The organism is Pantoea sp. RIT-PI-b, assembly GCF_001187905.1.
Taxonomy (GTDB): Bacteria; Pseudomonadota; Gammaproteobacteria; order Enterobacterales; family Enterobacteriaceae; genus Pantoea; species Pantoea nemavictus.
This window is the reverse complement of sequence record NZ_LGIS01000015.1, coordinates 1-23,323: the sequence shown is the minus strand read 5'-3', so window position 1 is coordinate 23,323 and position 23,323 is coordinate 1. Positions and strand designations below refer to the sequence as shown.

The window sequence follows — 23,323 nt, the reverse complement described above, 5'->3', positions numbered from 1 at the left end:
GCAAACGATTGCTTTCACAACGCAACCGTTTAAAATCGCCCCTTTGTTGTAATTGAGAACGTCCACCATGTCCGTCAACACCGCTGAATCACCCCAGCCTGCCAGCGCTGCAAGCCCGAAAAGTGAACTGATTTACCGCCTCGAAGACCGTCCGCCGCTGCCGCAAACCTTGTTTGCTGCCTGCCAGCATCTGCTGGCGATGTTTGTCGCGGTGATTACGCCCGCACTGCTCATCTGCCAGGCGCTGGGTTTACCGGCGCAGGACACACAGCACATCATCAGCATGTCGTTGTTTGCTTCTGGCGTGGCATCGATTCTGCAAATTAAAACCTGGGGACCGATTGGTTCCGGTCTGCTGTCGATTCAGGGCACCAGCTTTAACTTCGTGACCCCGCTGATTATGGGCGGCATGGCGCTGAAAAATGGCGGCGTTGATGTACCGACCATGATGGCCGCGCTATTTGGCACGCTGATGGTCGCTTCCTGTACCGAAATGGTGCTGTCGCGCGTGTTGCATCTGGCACGCCGTATCATTACGCCGCTGGTTTCCGGCATTGTGGTAATGATTATCGGCCTGTCACTGATTCAGGTCGGTTTGACCTCGATTGGCGGCGGCTTTGCTGCGATGAGCGATCACACCTTCGGCGCACCGAAAAACTTGCTGCTGGCTGCTTCGGTATTAGTGGTCATTATCCTGCTTAATCGTCAGCGTAATGCTTATCTGCGCGTGGCTTCGCTGGTGATCGCGATGGCGGTAGGTTATGCGCTGGCCTGGGCGCTGGATATGCTGCCCGCTACCAGCACGCCATCCAACCAACCGCTGATCGCCGTGCCGTCGCCGCTCTATTACGGTCTTGGCTTTGACTGGAATCTGCTGATCCCGCTGATGCTGGTGTTTATGGTGACCTCGCTGGAAACTATCGGCGATATCACCGCGACCTCTGATGTTTCCGAGCAGCCAGTAAGCGGCCCGCTGTACATGAAGCGGCTGAAAGGCGGCGTGTTGGCAAACGGACTCAATTCGTTTGTTTCGGCGTTGTTTAACACCTTCCCGAACTCGTGCTTTGGCCAGAATAACGGCGTGATTCAGCTGACCGGCGTTGCCAGTCGCTATGTCGGTTTTGTGGTGGCGCTGATGCTGATCGTGCTTGGCCTGTTCCCGGCAGTGAGCGGATTTGTGCAGCACATTCCGGAACCGGTGCTGGGCGGCGCGACCATTGTGATGTTCGGAACCATCGCCGCCTCGGGTGTGCGCATCGTTTCACGCGAACCGCTCAATCGCCGCGCTATCATGATTATCGCGCTGTCGCTGGCGGTAGGTTTGGGCGTTTCTCAGCAGCCGCTGATTCTGCAATTTGCCCCGGACTGGCTGAAAACCCTGCTTTCATCTGGCATTGCGGCCGGTGGTATCACCGCCATCGTGCTGAACCTCATCTTCCCGCAAGAAAAGTAACGCAGCAGGCAGGCTTCGGCCTGCCTGATATTTATCCGCATTTACATCCAGGCTGTTGAGCTGTAACGGTAATTCAGGCATAACAACCACTCACCGGATAAATATCGGGATGGATGAGTGCGATGAAATTTTTAGGCAAGTTTTTCCTTACCTTACTGCTGCTAATTCTGCTGGCGCTGGTTGTGCTGTATGTGTTGCTGCAAACACAGTGGGGCGCAGGCTGGTTTAGCCGCTGGGTAAGCGATAAAACCGCCTGGCATCTCTCCCTTAGCAAGATTGAGCACGACTTCTCGTCCCCTTCGCACATCATTCTTGATGATTTCAGCTTTGGTCATGATGGTCAGCCCGCCGTGCTGGTGGCGAAGCGCGTTGACCTGGGTCTCGCGCTGGTACAGTTCAGCGATCCGCTGCATTTCAACAGCATCGAAGTGCGCGACGGTGAAATCAATCTCGCCAATCAAGCGCCCGATACTACACTGCCGATGCAGGCCAATCGCCTGCAGCTGAACAATGTGCGTATCGAGAATCCGCATAGCACCTTGCCGATGACCGCTCAGCGCGTGAATGGCGGGCTTCTGCCGTGGAAACCGCTGCCTAACGACGTGCTGGGCAGCGATGCGCAGTTCCAGATCAGTGCTGGAACTCTGACGCTGGATGGCGTACCGGGCAACAATGTGTTGCTGCAGGGCAACATTAAGCAACGTCGTCTGGTACTGAGTAATATTGGTGCCGATTTAGCGCGCGGTTCGATGACCGGCAATGCCGAGCGCGATGCGCAGGGCAACTGGAAGATTGACCAGCTGCGCCTCAACGATATCCGCCTGCAAACGCATCAAAGCCTGAGCGACTTCCTCAATCCGCTGCGCGATGTCCCGTCGGTGAGCATCAATCGTCTGGATATGACCGATGCACGCCTGCAAGGGCCAGATTGGGCAGTGACCGATCTCGATTTAACGCTGAAAAATGTCACCCTGCGCGGCGATAACTGGGAAAGCGATGGTGGTTCGCTTTCCATGAACGCCGGGAATTTTATTAACGGTGGCTTTGAGTTGAACGATCCCATCGTGAATGCCGATCTTTCGCCGCAGGGTATCGCGCTAACGCAATTCAGTTCTCGCTGGGTCAATGGCGTGGTGCGCGCCAGCGGCAACTGGACACGCAGCGATAAGCGTCTGACGCTGGATGAACTGGCCATCGCCGGGCTGGAGTATACGCTGCCGCAAAACTGGCGCGAGCGCTGGCAGCAGACGTTGCCGGATTGGCTGGACAGCGTGCTGGTAACGCGCGCCACCGCTAACCGTAACCTGATAATCGATATCAATCCCGCCTTCCCGTTCCAGATGACGTCGCTGGATGGCAGTGCGGATAACCTGCTGCTGGCACGCCAGCATCAGTGGGGCATTTGGGCCGGGAAAGCGAGCTTTAACACTGCTGAAGCTACCTTCAATCGTACCGACCTGCGCCATCCTTCGATTGCGCTGAATGCTAACGACCAACAGATTCAAGTGACTGAGCTGAGTGCCTTTAACGGCAGCGGCTTACTGGAAGGGACAGCGACGGTAGGTCAGGATGCACAACGACCGCTGACGCTGAGCCTAAAAGGTCAGGCTGTGCCGGCCAACGTGCTGCAAAATTGGGGTTGGCCAACGCTGCCGTTGAGCGGCAACAGCAATTTGCAGCTGCAACTGAAAGGATCTCTCAACGCCAACGCACCGCTGCGCCCAAGCGTGGATGGCACCTTGTCGGTAACCACCGATGCACAATCCGTGCAGCAGACAATGCGTGGCGGGCAGGTTCAATAGTTTAAAAACCAGGTCGCCATTAATGGCGACCTTACGCATGAGGCGCGAGTTAATTAATACGCGCCCCGGAGCCGCCCTCTTCCAGCGATCCGTCAGAATCAGCCGGCAGCACGATATACACACCTTCAAACACCGCGCCTAACTCTTCGTCACCAAACAATTCGACTTCCATCTGTACGCGCGCTTTACGGCCACGCGCCAGCCTATCGAGATCGCCACTCAGCGAGCCAAGATCGGCAATGGCGCCCGGACGACCGCTGATGGGCTTGCTATAGCGAATATGCGCATCCGCCAGAATGATGGTGCCGCCAAGATGACGCTCGCGCAGCAGCAGCCAAATCAAGCCCCAGCCAGTGAGGGTGGCGAGTGAGAACAGGCTGCCCGCGAATAAGGTGTGATGAGGATTCTGATTGCCCGCTTCTGGCATGGTAGTAACGAATTTCTGCCCGGTATATTGCAGAATACGCACGCCCATTTTTTCGCTCAGCGGGATGTGCTCGTACCAGGCTTGCTGCAGCTGTCCGCACCAGTCGGCGCGATGCAAGATATCGTCGAGCGTCACCACCGGTTTAATCATCAGGAAATGGCGTACCGGCGTGGTTTGCGGCGCGGTGATTTCACCCTGATTGACGTAGCCAAGCTTGGCAAAGAATTCGACGGCATCTTCACGCGCGCTACAGGTGACGCGCTTAGCCCCTTCCTGACGCGCGACCGACTCCAGCGTCATCGCCACCAGCGTGCCAAGACCTTTGCCCTGCACGGAGGGATGTACCGCGAGGAAGCGAATCGCCGCTTCGTTTTCCGCGTTGATGTACAGACGTCCCACCGCTACCGGTTTGCCCTGCTCATCCACCACCATTTGATGATGCGCCAGCGCATCCCAGGCATCACGCTCAGAACCCTGCGGCTGACGCAGCGGTTTTCGTAACATTTCCCAACGGAACTGGTAATACATATCCAGCTCTTCCGCCGTTTGCGGTACGCGAAGATGATACATAAAGTGATTCTCTCGTTCGGAGCTTGCGTGGCTAAATCCTTGCCGCTCGGCTGTTAACCTCACACCTGTAACCAGAAGGTCACCGGACCGTCGTTTACCAACGAAACCTGCATATTGGCGGCAAAGCGCCCATTTGCGGTGGTCACACCCTGTGTTCGGCAGCAATCGCTGAAGTATTCATAGAGACGCTCGGCTTCCGCCGGTTCTGCACCGCCAGAGAAAGAGGGACGCATACCTTTATTGGTATCAGCGGCGAGGGTGAATTGCGACACCACCAGCACGCTGCCGCCGGCCTGCTGTACGTTGAGATTCATCTTGTCATTCTCATCCGCGAAGATGCGGTAGCCGAGAACGCGTTCGGTCAAACGCTGCGCCTTTTGCTCGTCGTCGCCCTTTTCAACACCCAATAACACCAATAACCCATTGCCAATTTCACCCACTGTCGCGTCATCAACGCTGACACTGGCGCGACTGACGCGCTGAATCAAAGCAATCATGTTTCCTCTCGTTCTTTATCGCGTTCCTGCTGTTTTAACTGGCGATAGTCATCCAGGGTGACGGTGATTTCTGCGCCTAACAAAACAATACACCACGACCAGTAAACCCAAAGGAACAGAATCGGGATGACCGCCAGAACGCCGTAAATTAACTGATACGAAGGGAACATCGTAACATAGAGCGCAAAGCCTTTTTTCCCCAGCTCGAACAGCAAACCGGCAACGATGGCACCGATCAGTGCATCGCGCGTGGGCACACGCCGCGTCGGCACAATGCTGTACAGCAGCCAGAAGGCGAGGATAGAGAGAAACAGCGGGAAAATGCGCAGCAGATGATCGACTAAGCTGGTGACACCGGTGACATTTACCCAGCGCAGCGACAACAGATAGGAGCTCAGGGCTAAACTGGCGCCGGCCAGCAGCGGACCCAGCGTTAAGATCATCCAGTACACCGCAAAGGAGTAGACCATTGGTCGGGGCTTATCGCTGCGCCAGATAGTGTTTAACGCGCTGTCCACCGAATGCATCAGCAGCAGCGCGGTGACAATCAACCCGACAATACCGACCGCCGTCATCTTGTTGACGTTGGCAACGAACTGATCCAGATAACGCTGAATGACGTCGCCCGTCGCCGGAATAAAGTTAGTGAAGATGAAGTTTTTCAGCTGCACGCTGATATCGGAGAACATGGGAAAAGCGGCGAACAGCGCAAAAACCACGGCAATTAGCGGCACCAACGCCAGCAATGAGACGTAGGCCAGATTGCCCGCCTGCGTCGTCATATTGTCTTCGTCAATGCGTCGCCACAGCAGTTTTACCCACAGGAAAAAAGCATGCGCCGAGTGGCGCAGATGTCGTTGATTCAGCACTCAGAGACGACCTGCAAACCAATCCGGCACGGTTTTCTCATCAACCACCAACACGCTCTCAATGCCGAGCGCGCGCGCCGCATCGATGTTGGCCTGGTTATCATCAAAAAATACCGCCTGGTCGGCCTGATAGCCTTCGTGCTGCAGCACATAGTTATAGATGCGGGCTTCCGGCTTACGCATGCCGATATCCTGCGACATATAAAGATGATCGGCCGCCTGCTGTACATCGGGATATTGCGTTGGCCAGAACTCGAAGTGCAGCTGATTGGTATTCGACAGAATCACCACGCGCTCGCCCTTAGCACGCAGTTTGTTCATGATCGCCAGCGTTTCCGGACGCACGCCGACAAAAACCGCCTGCCAGCCTGCCGTGAATTGTGGGTAACTCAGCGCGATATCCAGTTGATCGCAGATACGCGCGGCGAATTCGGGATCGCTTATCTCGCCACGTTCGTGTTTCTCAAAAGCCTCATCCATGCGGAAGTTGCTTTGCAACGTTGCCAGCGGCACACGCCCCAAATCGCTCCAGACGCCGAGCACACGATTAAAATCGATATCAACAATCACATTGCCTAAATCAAAAATGTACAGCATGACGCCTCTCCTTTATGTTCCCTGGATCATTCACTTTAGCGGCAAAAGTGGTGTCTGAACAGGGACGAGGCGCGGGAAATCAGCAATCTGGAAGCGGAGCCAAAGTTCAGCAAGCGAGCGTTGCAGCGGCTTGCAGGCATAAAAAAGCCCCGCAAGTGCGGGGCTTAATATCAGACTGTTTCGCTTACTCTTTGCTGCCGCGAGAAGAACGCTTACGATCGTTCTCGGTCAGGTGACGTTTACGAATACGTACTGACAGCGGAGTCACTTCTACCAGTTCGTCATCATCGATGAACTCGATAGCCTGTTCCAGCGTCATCTTCTGCGGTGGAACCAGAGTGGTCGCTTCATCAGTACCTGACGCACGCATGTTGGTCAGTTTCTTACCGGTCAGGCAGTTAACGGTCAGGTCGTTAGAACGGCTATGAATACCGATGATCTGGCCTTCATACACTTCCGCACCGTGACCCAGGAACAGCTTACCGCGATCCTGCAGACCGAACAGGGCGAACGCTACCGCTTTACCCTGGCCGTTAGAGATCAGTACACCGTTCTGACGCTGACCCACTTCGCCCGGACGCACGTCGTCGTAGTGGCTGAAGGTGGAGTACAGCAGACCGGTACCTGAAGTCATGGTCATGAATTCGTTACGGAAGCCGATCAGACCACGGCTTGGGATCATGTAGTCAAGACGTACACGGCCTTTACCATCTGGATCCATGTTTTTCAGGTCGCCTTTACGCTCACCCATCGCTTGCATCACAGAACCCTGGTGGGTTTCTTCGATGTCGAGGGTGACGTTTTCGAATGGCTCCTGCTTACGGCCTTCAAACTCGCGGAAGATTACTTTCGGACGGGATACCGCCAGCTCGAAACCTTCACGACGCATGTTCTCGATCAGAACCGACAAGTGCAGCTCACCACGACCTGAAACGCGGAACGCATCAGAATCTTCGGTTTCTTCAACGCGCAGTGCCACGTTGTGTACCAGTTCTTTGTTCAAACGCTCCAGGATCTGGCGCGAGGTCACGAATTTACCTTCTTTACCGCAGAACGGTGAGGTGTTCACGTTGAAGAACATGGTTACAGTTGGTTCATCGACGCTCAGGGCTGGCAGCGCTTCCACATTCTGCGTGTCGCAGATGGTGTCAGAGATGTTCAGCTCGCCCAGGCCGGTGATAGCGATGATGTCGCCCGCTTCTGCCAGGGTGCTTTCGATACGCTCCAGACCGAGGTGGCCCAGTACTTTACCGACTTTACCGTTACGGGTTTTGCCTTCGCTATCAATGATAGTGACTTGCTGGTTCGGCTTCACGGTACCGCGCTTGATGCGGCCGATTCCGATCACGCCCAGGTAGTTGTTATAGTCCAGCTGCGAGATCTGCATCTGCAGTGGCGCTTCAACTTCAACCTGAGGTGGAGAAACGTGGTCGACGATCGCCTGGTACAGCGGGGTCATGTCGTCAGCCATATCGGTGTGTTCCAGACCCGCGATACCATTCAACGCCGAAGCGAAGATGATCGGGAAGTCTAGCTGCTCGTCAGTCGCATCCAGGTTAACGAACAGGTCGAATACCTGATCAACAACCCAATCAGGACGCGCGCCCGGACGGTCAACTTTGTTGATAACCACAATCGGCTTCAAACCATGAGCAAATGCTTTCTTGGTTACGAAGCGGGTTTGCGGCATAGGGCCATCCATCGCATCTACAACCAGCAGCACCGAATCCACCATGGACATGACGCGCTCCACTTCACCACCGAAGTCGGCGTGTCCTGGGGTATCAACGATGTTGATACGGTAGTCATTCCATTTGATGGCGGTGTTTTTTGCGAGGATGGTAATCCCACGCTCTTTCTCCAAATCGTTGGAGTCCATTACGCGCTCAGTCGCTTCGGTACGAGCATCAAAAGTACCGGACTGTTGTAGCAGCTTGTCAACCAGGGTGGTCTTACCATGGTCAACGTGCGCGATGATGGCGATGTTACGCAAATTTTCGATCACAGCTTTGCCTCAGGCATTATAGAAATAACGCGGTATTGTACACGGATTAAGCGGAAGACTGAACATGATCACAGATTTCGCCGAAAGTTTCTCGTAGTGCTGGTTTTTAGCACCATTAACGGTGCATTAATCTGCACTGCGATGGCATTTTGCACCATGATAGTGCTTTCATTCACCACGGATGCACCATAACAATGCATGCAATCCATCCTGGTGCAGCCTTCGACTCACGAAAGGGCGCATTGTAGCGCCATTTTCGCTATTGTCATAAAGTTGGCACAGAATTCGCTTTATCTATTTTAAGCGAAAACGACAGTTATAAAACGGTTGAAAGAGCTTGCCGAGATCTTTGGTTAGGAGTGGTCAGCAGTTGTGGCGCATTCCCGGCAACGAAGTTCTCTCACCATGACGATAATGACCATTTCCAGGAGAGTTGAGTATGTCCGCTGAACACGTTCTCTCGATGATGAACGAGCATGAAGTTAAGTTTGTTGACCTGCGTTTTACCGATACCAAAGGTAAAGAACAGCACGTTACTATCCCTGCTCACCAGGTTAACGCTGACTTCTTCGAAGAAGGCAAAATGTTCGATGGCTCCTCCATCGGTGGCTGGAAAGGCATTAACGAATCAGACATGGTGCTGATGCCGGATGCAACCACTGCAGTTATGGATCCGTTCTTCGAAGACTCGACCCTGATCATCCGTTGCGACATCCTTGAGCCAGGCACACTGCAGGGCTACGATCGTGACCCGCGCTCCATTGCAAAACGTGCAGAAGAGTTCCTGCGTTCTTCAGGCATCGCGGATACCGTGCTGTTTGGACCTGAGCCAGAGTTCTTCCTGTTCGATGACATCCGTTTCGGTTCTTCTACTTCAGGTTCACACGTGGCTATCGATGATATCGAAGCAGCATGGAACACCGGTAAAGAGTACGAAGGCGGTAACAAAGGTCACCGTCCAGGTCTGAAAGGCGGTTACTTCCCAGTGCCACCGGTTGACTCAGCGCAGGACATCCGTTCAGCCATGTGTCTGACCATGGAGCAGATGGGCTTAGTGGTTGAAGCACACCACCATGAAGTGGCAACTGCTGGTCAGAACGAAGTGGCAACCCGCTTCAACACCATGACCAAAAAAGCGGACGAAATTCAGATCTACAAATACGTGGTGCACAACGTTGCTCATGCGTACGGCAAAACTGCAACCTTCATGCCTAAGCCAATGTTCGGCGATAACGGTTCAGGTATGCACTGCCACATGTCCCTGTCAAAAGGCGGCGTGAACCTGTTCTCTGGCGACAAGTACGGCGGCCTGTCTGAAACTGCTCTGTTCTACATCGGCGGTATCATCAAGCACGCTAAAGCGATCAACGCCCTGGCAAACCCAACCACCAACTCATACAAGCGTCTGGTCCCAGGCTACGAAGCACCTGTTATGCTGGCTTACTCTGCCCGTAACCGTTCTGCTTCTATCCGTATCCCAGTGGTTGCTAGCCCGAAAGCACGTCGTATCGAAGCACGCTTCCCGGATCCAGCGGCTAACCCATATCTGGCATTCACCGCGCTGCTGATGGCCGGTCTTGATGGTGTTATCAACAAGATCCACCCTGGCGATGCGATGGACAAAAACCTGTATGACCTGCCGCCGGAAGAAGAAGCTGAGATTCCAAAAGTTGCAGGTTCTCTGGAAGAAGCACTGAACGCACTGAACGAAGATCGCGAGTTCCTGACTCGTGGCGGCGTGTTCACTGATGACGCCATCGATGCTTACATCGAACTGCGTAAGCCAGAAGTTGACCGCGTGCGCATGACTCCGCACCCCGTTGAGTTCGAACTGTACTACAGCGTTTAATCAGCATTAAAGATTCGCGGATTATGCATCGCCGCAAGGCGGCAATCGAGATTGCCGGGGAGTTGAGATAACTCAGTGACTCGGGTGAACGAATGCAGCCACGCAGCGGGGGTGTAAAAGACGCAGAAGATTTTATATTGCCGTGGAAACTTTAGCCCATCTCCGGATGGGCTTTTTTCTCCGCGTATTCTGGTTCAAAGCACAGATTTCCGTCCTTAAAGGCTATAATGCACTAAATTAGTGCAGAGGAACGCTGTATGGCAACTGGCACGCTGCCCGACGCGGGGCAGATTCTCAACTCCCTGATCAACAGTATTTTGCTGGTCGATGACGATTTAGTTATCCATTACGCCAATCCGGCGGCTCAGCAATTATTGTCGCAGAGCTCACGAAAATTGTTCGGCACGCCATTACCGGAATTAACCGGCTATTTTTCGCTGAATATTGAGGTGATGAGCGAGAGTCTCGGGGCTGGCCAGGGCTTTACCGACAGTGAGGTCACTTTAGTGGTTGATGGCCGCGCGCATATTATGTCGCTGACGGCGCAGCGGTTACCCGATGGCTTTATTCTGCTGGAAATGGCGCCGATGGATAATCAGCGCCGGCTTAGCCAGGAACAAATTCAGCATGCTCAGCAAGTTGCTGCTCGCGATTTAGTCCGCGGTCTGGCACATGAAATTAAAAACCCGTTAGGGGGATTACGTGGTGCCGCGCAGCTGCTTACCCGCGCGTTACCCGATCCTTCCCTGCATGAATACACGCGCATCATCATTGAGCAGGCAGACCGCCTGCGTAATCTGGTTGATCGACTGTTAGGTCCGCAACAACCGGGTTTACACGTGACGCAAAGCATTCACCAGGTAGCAGAACGCGTGGTGAATCTGGTTTCGATGGAGCTGCCGGATAACGTTTCGCTGGTGCGTGATTACGACCCAAGCCTGCCGGAACTGCCGCACGATCCCGACCAGATTGAACAGGTGCTGTTGAATGTGGTGCGCAATGCGCTGCAAGCCTTAGGCGATGAAGGTGGCACCATCGTGATTCGCACGCGTACCGCCTTCCAGCTCACGCTGCACGGTACGCGTTATCGTTTAGTCGCACGCATTGATATTGAAGATGATGGCCCAGGCATTCCGGCCCAGCTACAAGATACGCTGTTCTATCCGATGGTGAGCGGACGCGAAGGTGGCACCGGCTTAGGTCTCTCCATCGCCCGTAGCCTGATCGATCAGCATTCAGGAAAAATAGAATTTAACAGTTGGCCAGGTCACACCGAATTCTCGGTCTACCTGCCTATTCGCCAGTGAGGTTTGTATGCAACGAGGGATAGTCTGGATCGTCGATGACGATAGCTCCATCCGCTGGGTGCTTGAACGAGCGCTCACTGGAGCCGGTTTGAGCTGTGCAACCTTTGACAGCGCTAACGAGGTACTGGATGCGCTCGCAAGCAAAACCCCAGATGTATTATTGTCGGACATTCGTATGCCTGGCATGGATGGTCTTGCGCTGCTGAAACAGATTAAACAGCGCCATCCGATGCTGCCGGTGATCATTATGACCGCGCACTCCGATCTGGATGCTGCTGTTAGCGCTTATCAGCAAGGTGCATTCGATTACCTGCCAAAGCCGTTTGATATTGATGAAGCTGTGGCGCTGGTTGAACGCGCGATTAGCCATTATCAGGAACAGCAGCAGCCACGTAATCAACCGGTTAGCGGCCCAACCACCGACATTATCGGCGAAGCGCCGGCAATGCAGGATGTGTTCCGCATCATTGGTCGTCTTTCACGCTCCTCAATTAGCGTGCTGATCAACGGGGAATCCGGTACCGGTAAAGAGTTGGTTGCGCATGCGCTGCATCGCCATAGCCCGCGTGCGAAGTCTCCTTTTATCGCGCTGAACATGGCGGCGATTCCCAAAGATCTGATTGAATCAGAGCTGTTTGGTCACGAGAAAGGCGCATTTACCGGTGCGAACCAGATTCGTCAGGGGCGTTTTGAGCAGGCCGATGGCGGCACGCTGTTCCTCGACGAAATTGGTGATATGCCGCTCGACGTGCAAACCCGCTTATTGCGCGTATTGGCTGATGGCCAGTTTTATCGCGTGGGCGGCTATGCGCCGGTGAAAGTGGATGTGCGTATCATCGCGGCAACCCACCAGAACCTTGAGCTGCGGGTGCAGGAAGGCAAATTCCGTGAGGACTTGTTCCACCGTCTCAACGTAATTCGCGTTCATCTGCCGCCATTACGTGAACGACGCGAAGATATTCCACGTCTGGCACGTTACTTCCTGCAGGTTGCTGCACGTGAGTTGGGCGTGGAAGCGAAGATTCTGCATCCGGAAACCGAAACCGCGCTGACGCGTCTGCATTGGTCCGGTAACGTGCGCCAGTTGGAAAACACCTGTCGTTGGTTAACCGTGATGGCGGCGGGCCAGGAAGTGTTGATTCAGGATCTGCCCCCAGAACTGTTCGAATCCAGCACGCCGGAGAATCCGGTGCAGTCGTTGCCGGATAGCTGGGCTACGTTGCTGGCGCAGTGGGCCGATCGCGCCTTGCGTTCCGGTCATCAAAATCTATTGTCGGAAGCACAGCCGGAGATGGAGCGCACGTTGCTCACCACCGCACTGCGTCACACGCAGGGTCACAAACAGGAAGCGGCACGCTTGCTCGGCTGGGGACGTAATACCTTGACGCGTAAGCTGAAAGAGCTGGGAATGGAATAACGCGCAGATTGGGCGTTTTGAGACAAGGGGAGCAAATTTGCTCCCCTTTTTTATATCACTCGCGAGAACTGCTGCATGCGCATCTTTTGCCGCATATACACATCAAAGCACATACAGATGTTACGAATCAGCAATCGGCCTACACCTGTAACGTGCAGGCTGCGGCCTCTCTGCTCAACTAAGCCATCGGCCATCAGCGGCGCTAACAGGGCTAAATCCTCAGCAAAGTAGGCTTCAAATTCAATGGGGTACTGGGCTTCTACCGCCGTAAAATCGAGTGCAAAATTACAGATCAACGCCTTAATTACATCGCGGCGCAGACAATCATCTTCACTCAACGTGAGCCCCCGCCATAGCGCATTGCCGCGCAGCTCGACATCGCTGTAATAGGCTTTCAGCTCTTTATGATTTTGCGCATAGCTATCGCCCAACATACTAATAGCCGACACGCCCATACCGAGCAAATCGGTTTCGCCCTGCGTGGTGTAGCCCTGGAAGTTACGATGCAGCACGCCCGCACGCTGCGCGACCGCCAGTTCATCATCCGGACGCGCGAAGTGATCCATACCGATAAACTGATAACCTTCGCCGGTTAAGGTGGCGATGGTTTCCTGCAGAATTTGCAGTTTCTGTGCCGCACCTGGAAGCTCATCATCTTTGATTTTCCGTTGAGCAGCGAAAAGCGTAGGCATATGCGCATAGTTGAAGACACTAAGACGATCGGGATTCAATGCAATAACGCGCTGTAAGGTAAAGGCAAAGCTTTCCGGCGTTTGCAGCGGCAGACCATAAATCAGATCGAGGCTAACCGAGCGGAAGCCTTGCTCACGCGCCCGCTGCACCAGAGCAAAGATGGTTTCTTCGTCCTGCACGCGATTAACGCGTTCCTGCACCGCTTTATTGAAGTCCTGCACGCCCATGCTCAGGCGATTAAAGCCTTCCGCGCGCAGATGATCGATCATCTCCAATTCGATTTCACGCGGATCGACCTCGATCGACATTTCAACATCATCGGCAATCGTAAAATGATCGCGTAGCAATGCTACCAGCCGACTGACCTGCTGCTGATTGAGAAATGTCGGCGTACCACCGCCCCAATGCAATTGAGTGACGCTGCGCCCCGCAAACAGCGGCGCACGCTGACGAATCTCCTGCTCCAGCACATCAAGGTAGCGATCGGCTTTGTGCAGCTGGCGCGTCACGATTTTATTGCAGCCGCAGAAGTAGCAGAGACGATGGCAAAACGGGATATGCACATACAGCGATAACGGACGATTGGGGTAGCGCTCAACGGCGTGCTGAAAATCAGCCTCAACAAAGTTCTCACTGAACTCAAGTGCGGTGGGATAAGAGGTATAACGCGGGCCAGCGTAGTTGTATTTTTCGATGAGGTGCTGATCCCAATCTATCTGCTGCGATGACATGCTCACTCCTTACGGTGACGTCGTCTGAGGGAGGGTCGCGTGGCAGAAGAGTGGACGAAGCGATGGGCTGAACGCCGACGTAAACGCGACTTCAGACGCGACAGGCGGCGTAGTTTAAACAATAACCAGAGCAGATAACATGTCAGCAGCAACGCGAAAATTGATCCAGGCCAAAACATAGGTGAATACCTGTTTAGCGCGGCATGCGTGAAAACGCATGCCGATCAAAATTTGCCTTAATTACCTTTTAACAGGCGCATCATATCTTCTTCGGCCTGCTCATCTTCCGCTTCGTCATCCAACGCGATGCCGAGCATTTCCATCAGTTCGTCGATACGGTCTAAGGTTTGATCCAGCCAGGCCTGATCTTCGCCACTGAGGGTTTCACCGTTTTCCAGGCGATCCAGCAACGTATCCAGACGTTCGTCATTTTCCAGCTTCGCCAATTCTTCTTGTGGCGTCAGACGGACTTTTTCCGCTTTTGGCTTTGGTTTGGCTTCCGGCTTCTTCGCCGTCTGGGTTTTACCATCAGCAACTAACGCGACTGGCGTTTTGCTGCCCAGGCGTGGATCCTGAGATTTTTTACCCTGACCTTTGCCAGCGGTTTGCGTTTCCGGATTAGCGCGGCTGCCAGATTTATGACCGCTGTGCTTTTTGTCGCGTTTGCGATCGCGCGCTTCTTGATTGAGGTCTTCACGCGATTTGCGCTTGGCTTTCGCAGCAGGTTTGCCACGCGGGGCTGATGCAGGTTGCTTCATGGTGTCCGGTCTCGGCGATGCTTTGTGAGTTCAGTATAGAATTGCGGCGAAATCTAGCAGAAAGTAAGCAAAGAAAAAAGGCGATAGCCTATGCTATCGCCTTTTATCGCACCTTCATACGAAGGAAACACTGAATAAATCCTTTACGGCTCACAACGTCCCGGTTGCTCCATCGCCACATCGCTCCTGCGATTAATCCTTGTCCCTGTCCGATTCCTGCCTGAACCGCTTCCCGCCATGCTCTTGGTCATCCCCGACACTCCTGAGCTCATCATCCTTGATGGGTGCTGCCGTGCACTGACAACAAATGTAGACTAATAGGTAAAATGAACAAGTGAGACTTGTCTCTATTTTAGAGCGGTACTTCCCACTTACCTCTCAATTCATTGAAAAATAACACTTAAATCAATTGTTAATATTCAATGAAGCGGTAATCACTGGCAGTAAAAATCGTAGATCTCTTACAAAATGGCGTGTTAAGACGCTATCGGGCACTTTTGCGCCATTACAGGTATAATCAGCCCTATTGCCCGATTCATTTTGCTGGAGTTTCACTTTGTCTGCTTTGAACTATCACATGACCCATTTCATGCTCAGCGCCCCTGATATTCGCCACTTACCGGCGGATGTAGGTATTGAAGTTGCTTTTGCCGGGCGCTCGAATGCAGGCAAATCCAGTGCGCTGAATACCATCACTAACCAAAAAGGTCTGGCACGTACCAGTAAAACGCCTGGCCGAACTCAGCTCATTAACCTGTTTGAAGTAGTTGAAGGTAAATGTTTAGTCGATTTGCCGGGTTATGGCTATGCCCAAGTTCCGGAAGAGATGAAGCGCAAATGGCAGCGCTCGCTGGCGGAATATTTGCAAAAACGTCAGGCGCTAAAAGGCCTGGTGGTATTAATGGATATTCGCCATCCGCTGAAAGATCTTGATCAGAACATGATTGAGTGGGCCGTTCAGAGCCAGATTCCAGTCCTTGTGCTGCTGACCAAAGCTGACAAGCTGGCATCCGGCGCACGTAAAGCGCAACTGACGATGGTGCGTGAAGCCGCGCTGGCCTTTAACGGCGATGTGCAGGTGGAAATGTTCTCTTCTCTTAAGAAGATGGGCGTTGATATTGTGCGCAAGAAACTGGATAGCTGGTTCAATGAACTGGAGCCAGCACAAGAAGGTGATGGCGAAGAGCAAGCAGAGTAACGTTGTTGTGGCTTTTGAGATAAAGCCCAATAAAAAACGCCCCAGTCATAAATGACTGGGGCGGCTAAATATTCAGCCAAATCCGATTACGTGAAGTAAAAGGTCTGAAAGATAGAACATCTTACCTCTGTACCCTACGCGACAAACTCTACCTGATTTTACGCGCCCTACAAAGGGTTTTTTGTTGTTAACTTTCAGGATTCAACATCTTTTTTACTAAGCTCATCACATTTTTATACGCGCAATGTAGTTTAATTACTAAAAAAATGCTTAGGCGTTAAGCAGTTACAAAACGCGCATTTTATAGGCCGCTTTACAACGTTGCTGAACCGATTAAGTAAACTTTTTTCTTATGATGATGTCAGCGGCATGTATATACCGCTAACTGCGCTACATCAATGCGCTTCATCCCAGTTATCGCCGGTTCCCACTTCAACCTGCAACGGCACATCCAGCTTCATGCTGTTCTCCATCAGCTCACGAATGGTCTTGATGGCACCCTCTACTGCGTCGCTGCGGATCTCAAACACCAGTTCATCGTGTACCTGCATTATCATCCGTACCGCATCGTCTTTTTGCTCCAACAGCCAGCCATCAACTGCAATCATGGCGCGCTTAATGATATCTGCAGCCGTGCCTTGCATTGGTGCGTTGATCGCGGCACGCTCAGCGGCTTTACGACGAATAGCATTACTAGAGGTAATATCCGGCAGCCACAAACGACGACCATCGAGCGTTTCAACATAGCCTTTTTCTGCCGCCTTCGAGCGCGTCTCTTCCATATAACGCAGCACACCCGGGTAGCGTTCAAAGTAGAGATCCATGTATTTCTTCGCCTCGCCCGCGCCGATATTCAGTTGACGAGAAAGGCCAAAGGCGCTCATACCGTAGATCAAACCAAAGTTGATCGCCTTAGCACTGCGGCGCTGCTCACCAGAAACCTTGCTCAGCGTGACACCAAACACTTCTGATGCGGTAGCACGGTGAATATCTTCGCCCTGAGCAAACGCATCCAGCAGGCCTTTATCTTGTGATAAATGCGCCATAATGCGCAGTTCAATCTGTGAATAGTCCGCAGCAACAATAATATTGCCTGGCCCGGCAATAAACGCCTGGCGAATACGACGACCTTCTTCGTTGCGCACCGGGATGTTCTGCAAGTTAGGATCGGTAGATGAAAGTCGCCCGGTCGCCGTTACTGCCTGGTGATAGGAGGTGTGCACTCGACCCGTAACCGGATTGATCATCAGTGGCAGCTTATCGGTATACGTCGATTTCAGCTTCGAAAGGCCGCGATGTTCCAGAATTACCTTCGGCAATGGATAATCTAGCGCCAGTTCAGCCAGTACTTCTTCACTGGTGGAAGGTGCGCCGCCGGGCGTTTTTTTCGTCGGCTTAATACCCTGTTTTTCAAAAAGAATGGTTTGCAGTTGTTTAGGTGAAGAGAGGTTAAACGGTTCACCCGCTAACTCATGCGCTTTCAGCTCCAGCTCAGCGACACGCGTGGTCAACTCCTGTGAGTGTTTCGCCAGGATATTTTGGTCGATCAACACGCCGTTGCGCTCAATTCGCGATATCACCTTCAACAACGGCATTTCAATCTCTTCAAATACCTGTTTTGGCCCCGCCTCTGGCTCCAGCTTCGCCCACATTTTCAGATGCAGCTGCAGCGTGACATCGGCATCTTCAGCGGCATAGTGCCCAGCTTGCTCAAGAGCAATCTGATTAAAGGTGAGCTGATTTTTGCCTTTGCCAGCGATCTCTTCGAAAGTCACCGTTTTATGGTTCAGCCAGCGCGCTGCCAGGCTGTCCATATCGTGTTTACCTCCCACGCTGTTCAGGCAATATGATTCCAGCATGGTGTCGAATTTAATGCCGTTAAGTTCAATATCGTAATTCTTCAATACACCGCGATCGTATTTGAGATTCTGGCCAACTTTCGCCGCGTTACCGTCTTCCAGCAGCGGTTTCAGCTGCTTCAGCACGTCATTACGATCCAGCTGTTCGGGTGCATCCAAATAGTCATGGCCAACGGGCAGATAGGCGGCTTCTCCCGGTGCGACAGCAAACGCAATACCGACAATGTTAGCGCTCAGTGTATCCAGCGAATCAGTTTCCAGATCGAAAGCGAAGAGTTCGGCGCTTTTCAGCTTTTTCAGCCAGTCAGCGAATGTCGCTTCATCAAGAATGGTGACGTAGCCTTCCGCTGATAATACGCTGGTGGTTTCTGCGACGGGCGCAACAGCTTCACTTAGCTGCGATTTCTGCGTCTGCGAGTTGCTCTTCTTGCCTTGTTGCAGCCATGTGCCATCCTGCAAATCAGCGATCCAGCGTTTGAACTCGTAACGGCTAAATAAGGTTTGCAGCGCTTCAACATCAGGCTCGTTTACGATCAGTTGATCGCACGTCAGATCCAACGCAACGTCGGTTTTAATGGTTGCCAGTTGATAAGAAAGGAAAGCCACATCGCGGTTTTGTTCCAGCTTCGCCGCCATGGTTTTCGCACCGCGGAAAGAGAGATCGGCCACTTTGTCGAGATTGTCGTAAATTGACTGCATACCGCCAAGACCTTGCAGCAAGGCTTGAGCCGTTTTCTCACCGACGCCCGGGACACCGGGAATGTTGTCCGAGCTGTCGCCCATCATGGCGAGGAAATCGATAATCAGCGTTGGAGGTACGCCATATTTCTGTTCGACCTCTTCCGGGCCCAGCACGGTATTCGTCATGGTGTTGATCAGCGTTATCGCCGGCGTGACGAGCTGCGCCATATCTTTATCACCGGTGCTGATTAATACCGGACGGCCAAGTTTTTCCGCTTCCAGAGCCAAGGTGCCGATCACATCATCCGCCTCAACGCCCGATACCGCCAACAGCGGCAGGCCCATCGCTTTCACCATCTCATGTAACGGTTCAATCTGCGCCCGCAGATCGTCTGGCATTGGTGGACGATGCGATTTGTAGTGCTCAAATAACTCATCGCGGAAGGTCTTGCCTTTAGCATCGAAGACCACAGCCACATGGCTTGGCTGATACTGCATCAACAAACTTTTCAGCATGTTAAGCACACCATACATGGCGCCAGTTGGCTCGCCTGCACTGTTCGTTAGCGGCGGAAAGGCATGATATGCACGGTACAGATAAGAGGAGCCGTCGACCAGAATCAGGGGATTTTCTGCAATTTGCGCCATAGGTTCGTATTTTCTTCGTTGCGATAATGAGGGCTATAAGGATGCCACAACCGGAGGAGAATGTTGAATGCACTCAGGGAAGTCAGGATCTTTTTCGTCGTTACGCGGCACGGATCGCAAGGATCAGGTTGTGGATAAGTTTGTGCGTAAAAATCATAACATATTGTTATTTACGTTAATTGTAATTACTTTGGAATTAAAATTATATATCTATCATAAGGTTACATTCCGAACGCACCCTTATGCAACGTAATGAAAAGATGATCATCCATGTGGATATTAAGCGAAGGGCTTATATAAACATCGTATTAGTAAAACTAAAAAGGCAATAAAAAACGCCGACGTTGTCGGCGTTCTCTGAAGCTAAATTACTTCTTTTCTACCAGGAATTTCACGACGTTGGCGTAATCAGCAACGAAGTTATCCATTGAGCTGGTATCCAGGCCGCCGTTGTTAACCATATATTTACCGTTAACAAAGATTGCCGGCACACCCTGTAGATTTACGTCAGCAGCTGCTTTTTGCTGCTGCGCAACCAGCGCTTTCACCGCGAAGCTGTTCCACGCCGCATCGTAATCTTCGGAGGAGATACCTGCCGCTTTGATAAAGGTCTCTTTCAGGCTCGCCGCATCAGTAACGGTTTGAGTTTTCTGAATACCGTCGAAAATGGGTGCAGTTACTTTGCTTTCTACGCCCAGCGCCATTGCAACAGCCCATGCCTGAGTAACGATTGGACCGAATTGGCCACCAAGGAAATCAACGTGGTATTTCGTCACTTTAGTGTCAGCCGGCAGGTTCTTTTTCACTGCATCGCTCACGTGATAAACGCGTTCGAACTGGTAGCAATGCGGGCAGAAGAAGGAGAAGAACTCCAGAACCTGCGGCTCACCGGCTACCGGCTTCGGCAAAGTAACGAACTGTTTACCATCGTTAAACTGTGCCGCAGAGGCGCCAAATGCCAGCATCAAACCTACCAGCGCAAACATGATCTTTTTCATCGTGAAACAATCTCCTGAGTACTTCATTAATATTGCGGGCTAAGCTGCAACGGCGGTTCGTTTAACAGCCTCTCCTGCTCGATAAATAATGCAATCTGCCGGCGCCAAAAATCCTCATCTGTCATCCAGGGAAAGGCGCGCGGAAAAGCGGGATCCTGCCAGCGGCGTACCACCCAGGCCAAATAATAAACCATGCGCATAGCGCGTAAAGGTTCAATCAGTGACAATTCATGTAAATCAAAATCACCGAATTCATTATAGGCTTCCAGCAAAATGTCCCATTGAATCAATTGTTCCTGACGATCGCCGTTGACCAGCATCCATAAATCCTGCACGGCCGGCCCGGTACGCGCATCATCAAGATCGACAAACATCGGCCCTTCACGCCACAGAATATTGCCGGGATGGCAATCCCCATGCAACCTAAGCGGCTGCCACTGAGTATGCCAGCGCTGCTGCAACGTAGTGCTCAGCTTATCAACTGCAGCAAGCAGTATGTCTTTTAAAGAAGCGGGTACTAACGTGCTTCTTTCCAGCTCCTGCCGTGGTTGAAACACATACTCTTCCAATCCAAACGCTGGGCGCTGCTGGAACGGACTTTGCCTTCCGGTTTGATGGATGCGTCCAAGAAAACGGCCCACCCATTCCATCTGTTCCTCATTGTCGGTTTCATATTGTCGGCCGCCCAAACTGGGAAAGACTGCGAACATAAACCCGGCATGATGATTCAGCGTACTGCCCTGTAGATTTAGCGGTGCGGCAACCGGCACTTCATCGCCCAGCAGATCCTGCGTGAACTGATGCTCTTCAAGAATCTGCTGTGCGCTCCAGCGCTGTGGACGATAAAATTTCGCCACATAGCGTCGCTTCTCATCATCGCTAAACTGATAAACGCGATTCTCGTAGCTATTGAGGGCAGTTAAGCCTGATTCGACACGCAAACCCGCATCCCAAAGTGCATCAAGAATGACATCGGGATTCAGCGTCTGGAAATTAAAGGCGGCTTCGCTCATCATTTTGCCTGTATGTTACCTTTGCGATTAATGCGCAAGGATAACACTACTCATCATCCTTAATCACACCACGAGCACGTAATAGCGCGGTTTTGAAGTCCACTTCATAATCCTTTTTTAGGCCGGGTATTTCAGCGTCGCTGCCTGCTTCACGCATTTTGAGATGGTAAATCAATACATCGTCCGTTAATTCACTTAATGGGCCACTGAAACCAGATTCATGCGCCAGTTTTTGTAAAAATGCCAACAAGTTGATGTCGGACTCCTTTTGCCATGCTGGTCGCAGAAGATCGATCAGTTCATTGAGTCGGTGATATTTCATCATTGATTCCTTTATGCAGGTGGTACGCTGCCGCTATATAAGTATCGTCCAGAATAGAGAAGGAGACGAAGATGACAGCATTTACCGGCGTGATCCTCGCAGGTGGGCAAGGCAGCCGTATGGGTGGACAGGATAAAGGGTTACTAATGCTACAAGGTGAACCCCTTTATCAGCATGTTTTGCGGAGATTTCGACCGCAGGTCGATATTGTGTTGATAAGCGCTAACCGTAACATTGATCGCTATCAGGCAAGTGGTTGTCAGGTAGTTACTGATTCAATGCCTGATTATCCCGGACCGTTAGCTGGCATGCTTAGTGGTTTGCGTCACAGTAAAACTGCATGGGTCGCCTTCTGCCCTTGTGATACGCCTTGGCTTCCCAGTAATTTTGTTGCGCGTTTATGGCAGGAACGTGGCGATGCACCCGCAGTGTGGGTGAAGTCTTCTCAGCGCGATCATCCTGCTTTAGCGCTAGTGAATTGTGCACTGGCCGATGATCTCGAAGCCTGGCTACTCCGCGGCGAACGGCGTTTGATGCAGTTTTTACGCAAGCATGATGGACATGCCGTTGCGTTTTCAGATGCAGAATCGGCCTTCCGTAATATCAATACACCCGATGACCTGGTTAATGAGGAAACGTTGTCATGACCGTGCCTTTGCTGGCCATTTCTGCCTGGAGCGGAACCGGAAAAACCACATTGCTAGAGCAAGTTATTCCGCAACTGAAAGCACAAGGCATACGATCAGGCTTAATCAAGCATACGCACCACCAAATGGATATCGATTCACCCGGGAAAGACAGCTATTTGCTGCGTAAAGCCGGAGCGGATCAGGTGATCGTCGCCAGTAATAAACGATGGGCTTTGATGGTTGAAACACCCGACCAGCCGCCAAGTCTTGCAGAGTTAGCATTGAGGATGGATAGTTCGGTATTAGATTTGATACTGATTGAGGGCTTCAAGAATGAACCAGTGCCTAAAATTGTGCTTTGGCGGCGTAATATACCGGGTCAGATTGAGGATTTAATCGATGAGCACGTGATCGCGGTAGCCACTGATGAAGATTTGAAGATTAATTTACCCTATTTGGATATTAATCAGCCGCAGCAGATTACTGATTTTATTATTCAGTGGCTTAAAAGTCTTTGAAATGACTGTATTAGCGCTTTTTATGAAATTTAGACGTAAAAAAGCCCTGAACTTCCGTTCAGGGCTTCTTCACCTAACTGATGCCTGGCAGTTCCCTACTCTCGCATGGGGAGACCCCACACTACCATCGGCGCTACGGCGTTTCACTTCTGAGTTCGGCATGGGGTCAGGTGGGACCACCGCGCTAAAGCCGCCAGGCAAATTCTTGCGCACGAAACGAATATTTTTCACTGATGCCGCGTTGCTCTCCCTCGCGTTACTCAGTCACATACTTCCGTATGCTCCTTCGTTCCGTCTCGGTCGGCGCCTCGCCTCAGCGTAAAATCTTTCGCTTCCGCTAATTCTTTATCCGTTAAACAAGCTGAAAATCCGGTCTCTCAGACCAAAACGCCTCTGGCGTTGTAAGGTTAAGCCTCACGGGTCATTAGTACCGGTTAGCTCAACGCATCGCTGCGCTTACACACCCGGCCTATCAACGTCGT

19 protein-coding genes and 2 rRNA genes are annotated in these 23,323 nt (G+C 52.3%); 8 read left to right on the top strand and 13 right to left on the bottom strand.

From position 1 onward, the window contains the following. Positions 1-67 precede the first annotated feature (67 nt). Positions 68-1,453 (top strand): NCS2 family protein, encoded by a 1,386-nt coding sequence (locus AC790_RS09155; RefSeq protein WP_049851563.1) that lies wholly within the window; start codon positions 68-70, stop codon positions 1,451-1,453. Between the two features lie 122 nt (positions 1,454-1,575). Further along, on the top strand, positions 1,576-3,255 hold the full coding sequence (locus AC790_RS09150) for an AsmA family protein (RefSeq protein WP_049851562.1): 1,680 nt from the start codon (positions 1,576-1,578) through the stop codon (positions 3,253-3,255). 49 nt (positions 3,256-3,304) lie between these two features. Here AC790_RS09150 and fabY read toward each other — a convergent pair whose 3' ends face one another. From fabY to typA, 5 genes are all read right to left on the bottom strand, one after another. Then, a complete protein-coding gene (gene fabY, locus AC790_RS09145; protein WP_007885253.1) occupies positions 3,305-4,252 on the bottom strand; it encodes a fatty acid biosynthesis protein FabY in 948 nt (315 codons plus the stop codon). 59 nt (positions 4,253-4,311) lie between these two features. Continuing rightward, the gene (gene dtd / locus AC790_RS09140) at positions 4,312-4,749 is read right to left on the bottom strand and encodes a D-aminoacyl-tRNA deacylase (protein WP_007885252.1); all 438 of its coding nucleotides are present in this window, start codon (positions 4,747-4,749) and stop codon (positions 4,312-4,314) included. Beyond that, complete coding sequence (locus AC790_RS09135; RefSeq protein ID WP_369817599.1) at positions 4,746-5,615, bottom strand: virulence factor BrkB family protein; 870 nt, start codon at positions 5,613-5,615, stop codon at positions 4,746-4,748. Before AC790_RS09135 ends, dtd begins: the two co-directional genes overlap by 4 nt. Positions 5,616-5,618: 3 nt before the next feature. Next, the gene (gene yihX / locus AC790_RS09130) at positions 5,619-6,215 is read right to left on the bottom strand and encodes a glucose-1-phosphatase (RefSeq protein WP_007885249.1); all 597 of its coding nucleotides are present in this window, start codon (positions 6,213-6,215) and stop codon (positions 5,619-5,621) included. A 184-nt stretch (positions 6,216-6,399) separates the two neighbouring features. Further along, on the bottom strand, positions 6,400-8,220 hold the full coding sequence (gene typA, locus AC790_RS09125) for a ribosome-dependent GTPase TypA (protein ID WP_007885247.1): 1,821 nt from the start codon (positions 8,218-8,220) through the stop codon (positions 6,400-6,402). A gap of 439 nt (positions 8,221-8,659) precedes the next feature. Here typA and glnA point away from each other — a divergent pair, with 439 nt between their 5' ends. The 3 genes from glnA to glnG all read left to right on the top strand — a co-directional run bounded on the left by glnA (position 8,660) and on the right by glnG (position 12,793). Beyond that, positions 8,660-10,069 carry a glutamate--ammonia ligase gene (glnA, locus tag AC790_RS09120; protein ID WP_007885243.1) on the top strand — a complete coding sequence of 470 codons (1,410 nt, stop codon included), beginning with the start codon at positions 8,660-8,662 and terminating at the stop codon, positions 10,067-10,069. Between the two features lie 257 nt (positions 10,070-10,326). Continuing rightward, the gene (gene glnL, locus AC790_RS09115; protein ID WP_007885241.1) at positions 10,327-11,376 is read left to right on the top strand and encodes a nitrogen regulation protein NR(II); all 1,050 of its coding nucleotides are present in this window, start codon (positions 10,327-10,329) and stop codon (positions 11,374-11,376) included. A gap of 7 nt (positions 11,377-11,383) precedes the next feature. Continuing rightward, complete coding sequence (glnG, locus tag AC790_RS09110; RefSeq protein ID WP_007885240.1) at positions 11,384-12,793, top strand: nitrogen regulation protein NR(I); 1,410 nt, start codon at positions 11,384-11,386, stop codon at positions 12,791-12,793. Between the two features lie 50 nt (positions 12,794-12,843). Here the strand turns inward: glnG and hemN are convergent, their stop codons facing one another. Both hemN and yihI read right to left on the bottom strand, forming a co-directional pair. Then, positions 12,844-14,217, bottom strand: a complete 1,374-nt coding sequence (hemN, locus tag AC790_RS09105) for an oxygen-independent coproporphyrinogen III oxidase (protein ID WP_049851560.1) — start codon at positions 14,215-14,217, stop codon at positions 12,844-12,846. A gap of 236 nt (positions 14,218-14,453) precedes the next feature. Then, the gene (gene yihI, locus AC790_RS09100; protein WP_049851559.1) at positions 14,454-14,975 is read right to left on the bottom strand and encodes a Der GTPase-activating protein YihI; all 522 of its coding nucleotides are present in this window, start codon (positions 14,973-14,975) and stop codon (positions 14,454-14,456) included. A 556-nt stretch (positions 14,976-15,531) separates the two neighbouring features. Here yihI and yihA point away from each other — a divergent pair. After that, positions 15,532-16,173, top strand: a complete 642-nt coding sequence (gene yihA / locus AC790_RS09095; RefSeq protein ID WP_007885234.1) for a ribosome biogenesis GTP-binding protein YihA/YsxC — start codon at positions 15,532-15,534, stop codon at positions 16,171-16,173. 395 nt (positions 16,174-16,568) lie between these two features. Here yihA and polA read toward each other — a convergent pair whose 3' ends face one another. From polA to AC790_RS09075, 4 genes are all read right to left on the bottom strand, one after another. Beyond that, the gene (gene polA / locus AC790_RS09090) at positions 16,569-19,361 is read right to left on the bottom strand and encodes a DNA polymerase I (RefSeq protein WP_049851558.1); all 2,793 of its coding nucleotides are present in this window, start codon (positions 19,359-19,361) and stop codon (positions 16,569-16,571) included. Between the two features lie 368 nt (positions 19,362-19,729). Next, positions 19,730-20,359, bottom strand: coding sequence for a thiol:disulfide interchange protein DsbA (gene dsbA, locus AC790_RS09085; protein ID WP_007885230.1), 630 nt, complete (start codon positions 20,357-20,359; stop codon positions 19,730-19,732). 26 nt (positions 20,360-20,385) lie between these two features. After that, positions 20,386-21,372 carry a serine/threonine protein kinase gene (locus AC790_RS09080; protein WP_007885229.1) on the bottom strand — a complete coding sequence of 329 codons (987 nt, stop codon included), beginning with the start codon at positions 21,370-21,372 and terminating at the stop codon, positions 20,386-20,388. A 46-nt stretch (positions 21,373-21,418) separates the two neighbouring features. Beyond that, positions 21,419-21,694, bottom strand: a complete 276-nt coding sequence (locus AC790_RS09075) for a YihD family protein (RefSeq protein ID WP_049851557.1) — start codon at positions 21,692-21,694, stop codon at positions 21,419-21,421. A 71-nt stretch (positions 21,695-21,765) separates the two neighbouring features. Here AC790_RS09075 and mobA point away from each other — a divergent pair, with 71 nt between their 5' ends. Both mobA and mobB read left to right on the top strand, forming a co-directional pair. Then, positions 21,766-22,341, top strand: a complete 576-nt coding sequence (gene mobA / locus AC790_RS09070; protein ID WP_049851556.1) for a molybdenum cofactor guanylyltransferase MobA — start codon at positions 21,766-21,768, stop codon at positions 22,339-22,341. Next, on the top strand, positions 22,338-22,841 hold the full coding sequence (mobB, locus tag AC790_RS09065; protein WP_049851555.1) for a molybdopterin-guanine dinucleotide biosynthesis protein MobB: 504 nt from the start codon (positions 22,338-22,340) through the stop codon (positions 22,839-22,841). Before mobA ends, mobB begins: the two co-directional genes overlap by 4 nt. Before the next feature lie 82 nt (positions 22,842-22,923). On the opposite strand, the gene rrf is transcribed toward mobB, so the two are convergent. Beyond that, positions 22,924-23,039: ribosomal RNA gene (gene rrf / locus AC790_RS09060) — 5S ribosomal RNA — on the bottom strand. A 205-nt stretch (positions 23,040-23,244) separates the two neighbouring features. After that, positions 23,245-23,323 (bottom strand): 23S ribosomal RNA (locus tag AC790_RS09055); the annotation flags it as partial.